The 11,277-nt window shown below is 62.3% G+C and carries 11 protein-coding genes; 5 read left to right on the top strand and 6 right to left on the bottom strand.

Going from position 1 to position 11,277, the window contains the following annotated elements; genetic code table 11:
• Nucleotides 1-44: 44 nt before the first annotated feature.
• A complete protein-coding gene (locus tag ACN9MZ_RS01020) occupies nucleotides 45-1,007 on the top strand; it encodes a S66 peptidase family protein (protein WP_426340491.1) in 963 nt (320 codons plus the stop codon).
• A gap of 40 nt (nucleotides 1,008-1,047) precedes the next feature.
• Nucleotides 1,048-1,959 carry a YihY/virulence factor BrkB family protein gene (locus tag ACN9MZ_RS01015; protein WP_426340490.1) on the top strand — a complete coding sequence of 304 codons (912 nt, stop codon included), beginning with the start codon at nucleotides 1,048-1,050 and terminating at the stop codon, nucleotides 1,957-1,959.
• On the opposite strand, the gene ACN9MZ_RS01010 is transcribed toward ACN9MZ_RS01015, so the two are convergent.
• Nucleotides 1,956-3,260, bottom strand: coding sequence for an ATP-binding protein (locus ACN9MZ_RS01010; RefSeq protein WP_426340489.1), 1,305 nt, complete (start codon nucleotides 3,258-3,260; stop codon nucleotides 1,956-1,958). The two genes, ACN9MZ_RS01015 and ACN9MZ_RS01010, sit on opposite strands and share 4 nt — an antisense overlap.
• 224 nt (nucleotides 3,261-3,484) lie before the next feature.
• Between ACN9MZ_RS01010 and ACN9MZ_RS01005 the strand changes: the two genes are divergently transcribed.
• Both ACN9MZ_RS01005 and ACN9MZ_RS01000 read left to right on the top strand, forming a co-directional pair.
• On the top strand, nucleotides 3,485-4,360 hold the full coding sequence (locus ACN9MZ_RS01005; protein WP_426340488.1) for a MipA/OmpV family protein: 876 nt from the start codon (nucleotides 3,485-3,487) through the stop codon (nucleotides 4,358-4,360).
• Entirely contained in the window at nucleotides 4,360-5,055 is a 696-nt protein-coding gene (locus ACN9MZ_RS01000; protein ID WP_426340487.1) for a hypothetical protein, read from the top strand. Before ACN9MZ_RS01005 ends, ACN9MZ_RS01000 begins: the two co-directional genes overlap by 1 nt.
• Before the next feature lie 6 nt (nucleotides 5,056-5,061).
• Here ACN9MZ_RS01000 and ACN9MZ_RS00995 read toward each other — a convergent pair whose 3' ends face one another.
• Nucleotides 5,062-5,742, bottom strand: coding sequence for a response regulator (locus tag ACN9MZ_RS00995; RefSeq protein WP_426340486.1), 681 nt, complete (start codon nucleotides 5,740-5,742; stop codon nucleotides 5,062-5,064).
• Between the two features lie 58 nt (nucleotides 5,743-5,800).
• On the opposite strand from ACN9MZ_RS00995, the gene ACN9MZ_RS00990 reads away from it, so the two are divergent.
• On the top strand, nucleotides 5,801-6,355 hold the full coding sequence (locus tag ACN9MZ_RS00990; protein ID WP_426340485.1) for a tetratricopeptide repeat protein: 555 nt from the start codon (nucleotides 5,801-5,803) through the stop codon (nucleotides 6,353-6,355).
• A 12-nt stretch (nucleotides 6,356-6,367) separates the two neighbouring features.
• On the opposite strand, the gene ACN9MZ_RS00985 is transcribed toward ACN9MZ_RS00990, so the two are convergent.
• From ACN9MZ_RS00985 to aceK, 4 genes are all read right to left on the bottom strand, one after another.
• Nucleotides 6,368-7,495 carry an acyl-CoA dehydrogenase family protein gene (locus ACN9MZ_RS00985; protein ID WP_426340484.1) on the bottom strand — a complete coding sequence of 376 codons (1,128 nt, stop codon included), beginning with the start codon at nucleotides 7,493-7,495 and terminating at the stop codon, nucleotides 6,368-6,370.
• Nucleotides 7,496-7,568: 73 nt separating this feature from the next.
• Nucleotides 7,569-8,237 (bottom strand): SDR family oxidoreductase, encoded by a 669-nt coding sequence (locus tag ACN9MZ_RS00980; RefSeq protein WP_426340483.1) that lies wholly within the window; start codon nucleotides 8,235-8,237, stop codon nucleotides 7,569-7,571.
• A 5-nt stretch (nucleotides 8,238-8,242) separates the two neighbouring features.
• Nucleotides 8,243-9,442, bottom strand: coding sequence for an acetyl-CoA C-acyltransferase (locus ACN9MZ_RS00975; RefSeq protein ID WP_426340482.1), 1,200 nt, complete (start codon nucleotides 9,440-9,442; stop codon nucleotides 8,243-8,245).
• Nucleotides 9,435-11,258 carry a bifunctional isocitrate dehydrogenase kinase/phosphatase gene (gene aceK / locus ACN9MZ_RS00970; RefSeq protein WP_426340481.1) on the bottom strand — a complete coding sequence of 608 codons (1,824 nt, stop codon included), beginning with the start codon at nucleotides 11,256-11,258 and terminating at the stop codon, nucleotides 9,435-9,437. Before aceK ends, ACN9MZ_RS00975 begins: the two co-directional genes overlap by 8 nt.
• Nucleotides 11,259-11,277 lie beyond the last annotated feature (19 nt).

The following is an 11,277-nucleotide window of genomic DNA, read 5'->3' as shown; positions in this document are numbered from 1 at the left end:
TGTCGGCAGCGGCAGGCGGCCGTTCAGTTTCCCGAAAGCCAACCATGAAGAAAACCGCCCTGGTCAAGCCGCCACGCCTGAAAACTGGCGATACGGTGGGCCTGATCGCCCCCGGCGGGCACACCGACGCCCCGGCCATTGCCAAGGCCATCAAGAATATTGAATCGCTGGGTTTGCACGTCAAGCTGGGCCGTAATCTGGAAGCCGTGTATGGCAACTACGGAGGCTTCCCCGAGCAGCGGCTGGAAGACTTGCACGCCATGTTTGCCGACCCCGAAGTTAGCGCGATCTGGGCAATTCGCGGCGGCTCCGGCTGCATCCAGTTGCTCGAGCACCTCGACTACGAGCTGATCCGCCGCAATCCGAAGATCCTGATCGGCTACTCCGACATCACGGCGCTGCACCTGGCGATCCAGAAGAAGGTCGGGCTGGTCACATTCCACGGCCCGGTAGCCTCCTCCACCTTCTCCGACTACTCGGTGACCCATCTGAGGCACGTGCTGATGCAACCGGAGGACGAATACACCATCCCGATGGCGCTGGAAAACAGCCGCAAGGCAGAGGAAGCACCGCACTACGCGCTGCGCACGGTGGTGGCCGGCCAGTGCGAAGGTCCGCTGACTGGCGGCAACCTATGCTTGGTCAGCGCCCTGGTCGGCACCGAATACGCCAGCAATTACACGGGCGGCATCCTGTTCCTGGAAGAGGTGAACGAAGCGCCGTACCGGATCGACCGCATGCTGATGCAGCTCCAGCTCAACCGCAAATTCGACCAGGCCGCCGGCATCATGCTCGGCATTTGCGAAAACTGCGGCCCGCAAGACAGCGACGTTTCCCTGACGCTGGACGAAACCACCGACCAGCACCTCAAGCCTCTGAAGGTGCCCGCCGTCAGCGGCTACAGCTTCGGCCATATCCGCGACCAGTTCACTCTCCCGATGGGCGTCCGCGCCCGCCTCGACACCGAACGCCAAACCCTCACCCTGCTCGAACCCGCCGTCTCCTAGCGCTGCAGCTCGTCAAGAGACTTCGGCGTAGAATGGGGCGATGCGAATACTCAAGCACAGGGCGGCGGCTTTTGTGCTGGCACATCCCCTGGATTTTGCCCTGCAGTGCCTGAAGGGTTTCCGGGCCAACCAGGGGCTGTTGCTGGCCGGCGCCGTGGCCTATTACTCGCTGCTGTCCATCGTTCCGCTGCTGATGCTGGTGGTGGTGGCGCTGTCCCACATCATTCCGCAGCAGGAGCTGCTGCAGATTATCGGCCGCTATCTCGAGTGGCTGATCCCCGGCCAGTCGCAGGCCGTGGTGGCCGAAGTCGGCCATTTCCTGGAGCATCGTGAACTGGTCGGCTGGGCGCTGGTGCTGGTGATGCTGTTCTTCAGCTCCCTGGCTTTCTCCGTGCTGGAAAACGCCATGTGCTTCATCTTCCTGCACCGCGCCAAGGTGCGCCGGCGCCATTACCTGGTGTCGGCTGTCCTGCCCTACTGCTACATCCTGTTCCTTGGCATTGGGGCGCTGGTGATGACCCTGGTGGCGGGCAGCCTGCAGGTGATCGGCGAGGAAAGCGTGCACCTGTTCGGCTATGAATGGTCGCTGCACGGCCTGTCCGGCGTGCTGCTCTACCTGCTGGGACTGGCCGGGGAGGTTCTGATGTTGAGCTCAATCTACCTGGTCATGCCGGTCGGTCGCCTGTCCTGGCCGCATGCCCTGATCGGCGGCGCCACCGCCACTGCGCTGTGGGAAGTCGCGCGCCATGTGCTGGTCTGGTATTTCACCACACTGTCGCAGGTGAACCTGGTGTACGGCTCGATGACGACGGCCATCGTTGTCATGTTCAGCCTGGAAATTGGCGCCACCCTGCTGCTGTTCGGCGCGCAGGTGATCTCGGAATTCGAACGGGTCGGGCGCGGGGAGCAGAACAAGGCGCCGCACCGCCTGCAGACCAAGACCGCCTGCTAGCCCGGCAGCGTGATCGTGAAGCGCGCCCCGCCCAGCGCGGAACTGCCGGCAACGAGGGTGCCGCCATGCAGTTGCACCGCTTTGCGCGCAATCGATAGCCCCAGACCGAAGCCGCCCGTATTGCGGTCGCGGCTGCGGTCCAGCCGGTAGAAGGGTTCGAAAATGCGTTCGCGCTCGGCATGCGGGATACCGGGACCGTCGTCCTCCACCACCACCTGCACTACGCTGCCGGTCCGCGCCGCGCCCAGGCGCACCGAACGCGTGCCGTATTTGAGCGCATTGCGCAGCAGGTTGCCGACCGCGCGTTCCAGCAAGCGCTGGTCGCCGCTGAACTGGCCCAGCGTGCCGCCCAATTCCATTTCCAGCAGCATGCCTTCGGAAGGCGGCAGGGTCTCGCGGCAATGGGCCAGCGCCGAGCCCAGGTCGAACGGACGGCGCTGCAGGTGCGGTTCGGCATCCAGGCGGGTCATGCCAAGCAGCTCGTTGACCAGCTCCTTCAGTTCGCGCAGGTCGCCTTCCATGGCGTTGATGCGCTTGTCCAGCGCCGGGTTTTCCGCCGCATCGCGCAGCAGCTCCAGTGCGAATTCCAGCCGCGCGATCGGGGTGCGGATCTCATGTCCCACCGAGTGCAGCAGGTTGCGCTGGGAATCAAGCAGGCGCTCGATGCGGTCGGCCATGTGATTGATGCGCTCCGCCAGCGGATAGATGCTGTCCTTGGGCTCCATATGCGCCCGCGCCCCCAGTTCGCCGCCGCCGAAGCGGTCCGCCACATCGGATAGCTGCTGCAGCCCCTGCCAGTGCGCCCGCGACCAGGCCGCGATCGGAATCAGCAGCACCAGGGCCACGATCAGGTAGCGCACCGCCTCCATCGACAGCGCAAAGCCGATATCGATCGGCAGGTCCTGCGCCACCAGCGCTTCCTCGTTGCTGCCGATATAGCGTTCACCGACCAGGTCCACACGCCGGTAGAACGCCTTGCGCCTGATATCGAGCACCACGTCGCCGCGCTCGAAGCCCGCCGCGTCGATGCCGGACAGCTGCCGTCGCACGTCGCCCAGCGGCACCAGCTCGAAACGCACGCCGGAAACCTCGCGCACCTTGTTCAGGCGGTCCAGCCATTGGTCGGCCGGGGCCTGGTCGATGTACTGCTCCAGGAGGAAAATCTGGGCCGCAGCCTGGCGCCGCGCAATCGAGTCGAGGGGGTCGCCAAACAGGCGGTTGATGGCGAAATAGACGATGAATGCCGCCGCACTGATGGACAGCATCACCAGTATGAAAAAACGGAAGAACAGGCGATTCATCAGGGGGTATTGTATAAGAAACAAGGGCCTGCAGCGAATCTGTCGTACAAATTTGCGACAAAATGCGTACAGCTCACAGCGGATTTCGGCAGACATTTTTTATAGGATTACGCTACCGTTTCGGTGAATTCGCAACGAATCTGGGATAGGGAGCTGAGCGTTTTAGCGGCCTGGGAGGGTATTGCAATTACAATGTCCGCCATTCCCAACCGCACACCTTTGATATGCGACAGTACCTATTCCTCGCCATTGCCAGCGCCTGCAGCACCGTAGCTGCGCAGACCCCGGCCACCAACCCGATGCCGGATGGCAGCCGTGATATGTATATTGGAATTGGCGTCCAGTCGGTTCCCCGCTACGATGGATCGAGCGACAATCGCACCTTGGCCATGCCGGTACTCCAGGTCCAGTGGAGCAATGGGATTTTCGTGTCCGGCACCGCCCTGGGCTGGCACCTGTCGCAGACGCCATCGGTGGAATTCGGGCCGATGCTGGTACTGTCGCCGCGCCGGGACCGGGATGGCGTCTCCTTCAGTTTCAGCGGCGTGTCGGAAGAATCCGGCGCTCGCATGGCTTACACCAGCCTTCGCCCAGGCGAGTTCAGTGAGCGCCAGGAAATTGACTCCAACCGGCTGCGCGATATGGATGTGATCAAGCACCGCGTCCTGGCCGGTGGCTTCTTCAACTATTACCTGTCGCCCAAGCTGCGCCTGACGAACACGCTGACATATGGCAGCGGCAGGGAGCGCAATGGCGCGCGCCTGCATACCTCCTTGCAGTACATGATGACAGACGTGGCGCCGCACCATAGCGTGGTGCTGTCGGCCGGCGTTTCGCTGGTCAACCGCGCCTATAGCGAAACCTGGTTCGGTGTGACCCAGGACGAAGCCGACCGCTCGGGCACCAAGAATGCTTACCGCCCCGGCGGCGGTATCCAGGACGTGCGCGCCGGCCTGCGCTGGAACTGGGCGTTGAGTCCCAGCTGGATGCTGACTTCCGGTGCCACGGTCAACCGCCTGGTCGGCGATGCCAAAGGCAGTCCGCTGGTCGAGCGGGCTACCAACTATTCCGTTTCCACGGCCCTGGCCTACCGATTCTGATGAAGACTTTGACCTTGCTCCGGACCACGCTGCCGGCTGTATGCCTGGCAGTGGTGAGCTGCGCCGTCCAGGCGCAGGAGGAGTGGGTCAGCTATCGCGACGCCTACAAGCAGATGGTGGTGTTTGCCAAATACGGCAAGCCGAAGAACTTCCTGCAGATCCATTACGAAGTCAGCCCGCGCGATCCGATGGCAACGCTGGAAGGTTTGCACCTGACGCTGACGGGCAAGAACACGCAGCTTAACCTGCCGCTGGACGCCACCGGCCGCGCCGTATTCCCGCTGCTGAAGGCAGCCTACGACGATAACGCCGTGCTGGCGCTGAACCGCCGCATGGCCAGCTACCGCTTTGCGCCGCGCGTCACAATCCTGACGCGCAACGACGGCATTTACGAGTCGACCGACTTGCGGGCAGCGTGCGAACAGGCGCTGGCCTACCAGCGCTATATTGATTCCTCCTACGGCTCGAAGAAGTGCGGCGGTGTACGTTTCGTGTTCGGGAACCGCGCAGATGCGCTGGTGCAAGCGAAATACGGGCCGCGCGAAGCGCCCCTGCCAGTAGTTGATGGCCCAGCCTTCGACGGCGAAACGCTCGGCACTTATCGCACCGCTACTTACCGCTTCGCCGACTGGTCCGCGCAGGGCCAGGTCGTCAGTCAGAATACGCCGCTCGCCATTGCGCCGCTGTTTGAATAAGCGGCCTTAATTCCACGCCGACGGCGAGAACAGGTAGCCCTCGCCCCACACCGTCTTGATCTTCTCGCCATCGGTATCGTCGAACTTGCGGCGCAGTTTCGAAATCGAATTATCGATCGAACGGTCCAGCCCATCGAACTCGATGCCTCGCATAGTTTTCAGCAGCGCATCGCGCGACAGCACGGTTCCCGCAGCTTCCGCCAGCACCAGCAGCAGCTTGTACTCCGTATTCGACAACGGACAGGGCTGGCCGCGCCAGGTGACCGAGCGGTCGCTGGTCGCAATGCTCAGCTGGCCGAAGCTCAGGTGGTCCAGCTCCGGCTTGCCCTGGCGACGACGCAGCAGGGCGCGCAGGCGCGCCAGCAGCACGCGCGGCTGCACCGGCTTGTTGATGAAATCGTCCGCGCCCTGCTCCAGCAAAGACACCTCGTCGTAGGAATCCTCGCGGGCGGTCATGATCAGGATCGGCACGTCGCTGATGTCGCGGATCTGCTGGCTGACCTTCATGCCATCCATGCCCGGCAACATCAGGTCCAGCACCACGACGTCGGGGTTGGCCGCCTTGAAGCGCGCCAGCGCCTCGTCGCCGCGCGGCACTACGTCCACCTTGAATTCGTACCCCGCCAGATACTCCGTGACCAGTTCGGCCAGGCGCTCATCGTCTTCCACCAACATCACATGAACCATGACTATCTCCTTGTGGCGGACATTTTATAAGAGCCACAACCTTCCAGCATATATGCACTTGAAATCCGACAAAGTGTTACAAACAGACGAAACTCGGAGAGGGCTGGCCTTTCGGCGTGCAACATGTAATGCTTGTCAGAACTCAAAAGGAACCTTTGTGCCGAAATTAACAGCTATTATTGCCGTGCTTTTCGCAGCGTGCCTGCTTTCAACGGATGTCACCGCGCATGATAAGCAAGCCAGAAAAGCAGAGCCGCATTATGGGAATTCTGCATTCTTGTTGACTGAAGCTGAAAGGAACGAATTGGTTGACAAAGCCAATGCCGGCGATAACAGCGCGGCCGTCCGCCTGGGCTTTTTTTATGATTTCACGACCCGTAACCGTGGTGCAGCCGACTATTGGTTCAGGAAGTCGGCATTAAATGGCCACGTGACATCCCAATATAACCTAGGCGTGCGCGTGCTGGGCACTTCGAACCCGGATAAGTGTACTGAGGCGAAGTACTGGTTCACGATGGCGAGCCAGAACGGAATGGATCAGGCGAAAAAGAACCTGGAACGCCTCGGCGATTGCCCGGCGGAGCCGCAACAATCGCCGAAGCGAGAGCCGTAGCTCCCACTTGCATCACAACGCGCGGGCAATCAGCAGTTTCTGGATGTCGCTCGTGCCTTCATAGATCTGGCATACGCGTACGTCGCGGTAGATGCGTTCTACCGGGAAGTCGGCGGTGTAGCCATAGCCGCCGTGAATCTGGATCGCGTCGGAGCAGACGCGCTCCGCCATCTCGGAGGCGAACAGCTTGGCCATCGCTGCCTCTTTCAGGCAAGGCTGGCCGGCGTCCTTCAGCGAGGCGGCGTGCCAGATCAGCTGGCGTGCGGCTTCCAGCTGCATCGCCATTTCGGACAGCTTGAACTGCACCGACTGGTGCTCGAAGATCGGCTTGCCGAACGATTCGCGTTCGCGTGCGTACTTCAGCGCCGCTTCAAACGCGGAGCGCGCCATGCCGACCGATTGCGAAGCGATGCCGATACGGCCGCCTTCCAGGCCGGACAGGGCAATCTTGTAGCCTTGGCCTGGTTCGCCGATCATGTTCGCTGCCGGCACGCGGCAATTCTCGAACAGGATTTGCGCGGTGTCGGACGAATGCTGGCCCATCTTGTGCTCGATGCCTGCCACGATGTAGCCCGGCGCATTGGTCGGCACCCAGAAGGCGCTGATGCCTTTTTTGCCGGCTGCCTTGTCGGTCACGGCAAATACGATCGCCACGTCGGCATGCTTGCCGGAAGTGATGAACTGCTTGGTGCCGTTGATGACGTAGTCGCCGCCATCCAGCGTGGCGGTGGTGCGCAGGGCAGCGGCATCGCTGCCGGTGTGCGGTTCGGTCAGGGCGAAGGCGCCCAGCATCTCACCTTGCGCCAGCGGGCGCAGCCATTGCTGCTTCTGCTGTTCGTTCGCATACATCATGCCGATGCTGCATACCGGGCAGTTGTTCACAGAAATGACGGTGGAGGTGCCGCCGTCGCCGGCCGCGATTTCTTCCAGCACCAGTGCCAGCGAAACGTAATCGAGGCCCGCGCCGCCCAGTTCTTCCGGCACGGCGACGCCGAAGGCGCCCAATGCCGCCAGCTCCTTCAGCTCTTCTTTCGGGAAGTGATGTTCCTTGTCCCAGCGCGCTGCGTTGGGCGCCAGGCGCTCCTGCGAAAACGCGCGCAGCGCATCGCGGATCATTTCGTGTTGTTCGTTGAGGATCATTGTTATCTTTCTCTACGGCTGGGCTCGTGTCCCATTTCGGGTGTGACCCCATGGTGGGACACAGGCTCGGCTGTTACCAGCCTATGGGGGAACCGTCGTAGTCTCGGTAGACGGCTTGTTCGGACGCTGGCAGTTCGGCCAGCACCTTGCGCAGTCCGCGCACGCTTTCTTCGACCGATAGCGCGGCGCCGGCGCCGCCCATGTCGGTGCGCACCCAGCCCGGGTGCAGGGCCACGCAGGTGGCGCCTTGCGGGCCGAACTGGTGCGCGGTGTCGACCAGCACGGAATTCAGCGCGGCCTTGCTGGCGCGGTACAGCGAGCCGGACGAACCTTTGCGCTCGCTGAGGGAACCCATGCGCGACGACATCACGGCCAGTTTGCCGCGTCCCGCGCACACCAGCGGCGCGATGATCGGCAGCAGGCGCATCGCCGACAGCACGTTGATGTGCATGACGGTGTCGAAATCGTTTTGCGTCGGGAAGCCGTCGGTGCGCGGCCCGTACACGCCGGCGTTCAGGATGGCGACGTCGAGCTCTTCGCCATCCAGCTTCCAGCCCAGGCCTGCTACGGCTTCCACATTCGTTACATCCAGCTTATGGGCTTCGGCACCCATTCCGGCCAGCATGGCGACATCTTCTTTCCTGCGTGCCGTGGCGATCACGCGCCAGCCGTCGGCCAGGTACTGGCGCACCAGTTCCAGGCCGATGCCGCGCGAGGCGCCGATAACGAGTGCCAGCGCCATCCTGATTACACCAGCTCGATGCCCATGGCGGTGGCTTCGCCGCCGCCGATGCACAGTGCCGCCACGCCTTTCTTGCCGCCCTTGGCTTTCAGTGCGCCGATCAGGGTGGTGATGATGCGTGCGCCGGTGGCGCCGATCGGGTGGCCCAGGGCGCAAGCGCCGCCGTGCACGTTCACTTTGCTGTGCGGGATGTCCAGGTCGTGCATCGCTGCCATTGGCACGGCGGCGAAGGCTTCGTTGATCTCGAACAGGTCAACGTCGCTGACTTTCCAGCCGGTCTTGGCCAGCAGCTTCTGGATTGCGCCCACTGGCGCGGTGGTGAACTGTTCCGGCACCAGGGAGTTGGTGGCGTGGCCGGTGACCTTGGCGATTACGGTGGCGCCCAGCTTCTTGGCGGTGGATTCGCGCATCATGACCAGGGCGGCAGCGCCGTCGTTGATCGAGGAGGACGACGCGGCGGTGATGGTGCCATCCTTGGCGAAAGCTGGCTTCAGGGCCGGGATCTTTTCGATCTTGGCCTTCAGCGGACCTTCATCCTTGTCGATCACCACGTCGCCGGCGCGGCCGGACACGGTCACCGGGGCGATTTCCCAGCTGAAGGCGCCGGAAGCCTGTGCAGCCTGCGCGCGCTTGACGGATTCGATGGCGAAGTTGTCCTGCGCTTCGCGGGTGAACTTGTAGGCAGCCGAGCACTGTTCGGCGAAGGTGCCCATGGAGCGGCCGGCGCCCGTCTTGGCGTCGCGGGTGTAGGCGTCTTCCAGGCCGTCGTACATCATGTGGTCGAACATCATGCCGTGGCCGATGCGGTAGCCGCCGCGTGCCTTGGGAATCAGGTAAGGCGCATTGGTCATGGATTCCATGCCGCCGGCCACGATCACTTCGGCGCTGCCGGCTGCCAGTGCGTCATAGGCGAAGATCGCTGCCTGCATGGCGGAGCCGCACATTTTGGACAGCGTCACGGCGCCGGCGGATACCGGCAAGCCGGCCTTGATCGATGCCTGGCGTGCCGGTGCCTGGCCCTGGCCTGCCATCAGGCAGTTGCCGAAGTAGACGTGTTCGACGGCTTCCGGTTTGATGCCGGCGCGTTCGACGGCGGCCTTGATGGCCACTGCGCCCAGGTCATTGGCGCTCAGGCTGGCGAAGTCGCTCTGGAAAGCACCCATTGGGGTGCGGGCTGCGCCGACGATTACGATAGGATCATTCATTTTCAAAGGTCTCCAAAAGGGATGGTGTTGCTTGCTTCGCTGCCTCGGGCAGCGAATCTCGGTTGCGGAAACGGACGTGCTGGGGATACGGGAACACGTCCTCAATGACGCCACTGGCGATCAGCTCCTTTTTCCTGGCCCACCAGTGAGGCGAGAGCAGCTCGGCGTGGTGCTTCATAAAGTATTTTCGGATTTTCGCGTTCCCGAGCAAGAACTTGTCGAACTGCTCGGGAAACACGTCGTGCTTTCCAATGGGGTACCACGGCTCGGCGGACATTTCGTCCTCCTCGTTGCGCGGCGCCGGAATTACACGGAAGTTGCAGTCCGTGATGTATTCAATTTCATCGTAGTCGTAGAAAACGACACGCTTGTGACGGGTGACGCCGAAATTCTTGTACAGCATGTCACCCGGGAAGATATTGGCCGCCACCAGGTCCTTGATGGCGTTGCCGTATTCGATAATGCCATGTTCCAGCGCCGCATCGTCGCCCACTTCGTCGGCATGCGACAGGAACATATTCAGCGGCACCATGCGGCGTTCGATGTACAGGTGCCTGATCACGATCTGGTCGCCTTCCTCTTCCACCAGCGAGGGCGCGAAATGCTTCAGTTCCGCCACCAGCTCATCGCTGAAACGGTTGCGCGGGAAGGCGACGTTGGAGTACTCCAGCGTGTCGGCCATGCGGCCTACGCGGTCGTGGTGCTTCACCAGCAGGTACTTGGCCTTGATCTGCTCGCGCGTGGTTTCCTTCGGCGGCGGATAGACGTCCTTGATCACCTTGAACACATATGGGAAGGACGGCAGCGCGAACACCAGCATCACCAGGCCGCGGATGCCGGGGGCGATCGCGAACAGGTCGGATGAATGCTTCAGGTGCTGCAGGTAGTCGCGGTAGAAGGCATTCTTGCCTTGCTTCTGCAGGCCAAGGATGGTGTAGATCTCGCTGCGCGGCTTGAGCGGCAGCAGGTTGCGCAGGAACTGCACATAGGCCGACGGCACTTCCATGTCGACCAGGAAGTAGGCGCGCGTGAAGGAGAACAGCAGCACGATGTCCTGCTGCTCGGTCAGCACCGCATCCAGCACCAGTTGCCTGTTCTTGTTATGCAGGATCGGCACCACGAACGGCAGCTCGCGGCTGCCGTTGATGGCGCGGCCGACGATGTAAGCGCCTTTGTTGCGGAAGAACAGGCTCGAAAGAATCTGGATCTGCGCATTCGGTTCCAGCTCGCCGAACAGGTCGGACAGCCGTTCTTCCACCAGCGCGACGTCGCGCGACAGGTTGGCGAACGCTGTATTGAGCTGGAAGTTGGTGACGATGCGCTTGAGGGTGAAGGTCAGGCCATCCTTGCCCGGATAGTACACGCGGTAGGTCGGCGCAACTTCTTCCGTGTCGATGTATTCGGTCGATACGACCGGGCGCACGAAAATGAATTCGTTGTGGAAGTAGGAGCGGTGCAGGATATTGCAGCAGACGGAGTTGAAGAAGGTCTCCGCCAGCTCCGGCTGCTTGTGGCCGGACAGCATGCCGATGTAGTGCAGCTTGAGCTCGCGCCACACTTCATCGGTCAGCTCGGAAGGATCGTATTCGTCCTCCAGCATCTGCACGCATTCCTGCACGCGCTTGTCGTAAAAGTCGATCCGTTCGCGCGCCGCGACCTGGGCCACAGCCCAGTCGCCTTGCTCGAAATGCCGCTTGGCCGCCTGCGCCGCCTGCCGGAACAGGCGGTAGTGCTTGTCGAACCCCTCGCGGATGGTACGCGCAATGTCGAAAGCGATTTGCGACGACAGCAGCTTGGGGAAGGCGGCGTGGATCATGGCGGCCCCGGCTGGGAAC

This window comes from Pseudoduganella sp. S-14 (genome assembly GCF_049913285.1).
Classification (GTDB): domain Bacteria; phylum Pseudomonadota; class Gammaproteobacteria; order Burkholderiales; family Burkholderiaceae_D; genus Rugamonas.
The sequence above is the reverse complement of the archived record's forward strand: the minus strand, read 5'-3'. Positions and strand labels throughout refer to the sequence as shown.

What these genes read in the sequence shown, in the direction of transcription:
- ACN9MZ_RS01020 (WP_426340491.1), top strand. Translation starts at nt 45, where the DNA reads ATGAAGAAAACCGCCCTGGTCAAGCCGCCACGCCTGAAAACTGGCGAT.
- ACN9MZ_RS01015 (WP_426340490.1), top strand. Translation starts at nt 1,048, where the DNA reads ATGCGAATACTCAAGCACAGGGCGGCGGCTTTTGTGCTGGCACATCCC.
- ACN9MZ_RS01010 (WP_426340489.1), bottom strand. Translation starts at nt 3,260, where the DNA reads ATGAATCGCCTGTTCTTCCGTTTTTTCATACTGGTGATGCTGTCCATC.
- ACN9MZ_RS01005 (WP_426340488.1), top strand. Translation starts at nt 3,485, where the DNA reads ATGCGACAGTACCTATTCCTCGCCATTGCCAGCGCCTGCAGCACCGTA.
- ACN9MZ_RS01000 (WP_426340487.1), top strand. Translation starts at nt 4,360, where the DNA reads ATGAAGACTTTGACCTTGCTCCGGACCACGCTGCCGGCTGTATGCCTG.
- ACN9MZ_RS00995 (WP_426340486.1), bottom strand. Translation starts at nt 5,742, where the DNA reads ATGGTTCATGTGATGTTGGTGGAAGACGATGAGCGCCTGGCCGAACTG.
- ACN9MZ_RS00985 (WP_426340484.1), bottom strand. Translation starts at nt 7,495, where the DNA reads ATGATCCTCAACGAACAACACGAAATGATCCGCGATGCGCTGCGCGCG.
- ACN9MZ_RS00980 (WP_426340483.1), bottom strand. Translation starts at nt 8,237, where the DNA reads ATGGCGCTGGCACTCGTTATCGGCGCCTCGCGCGGCATCGGCCTGGAA.
- ACN9MZ_RS00975 (WP_426340482.1), bottom strand. Translation starts at nt 9,442, where the DNA reads ATGAATGATCCTATCGTAATCGTCGGCGCAGCCCGCACCCCAATGGGT.
- aceK (WP_426340481.1), bottom strand. Translation starts at nt 11,258, where the DNA reads ATGATCCACGCCGCCTTCCCCAAGCTGCTGTCGTCGCAAATCGCTTTC.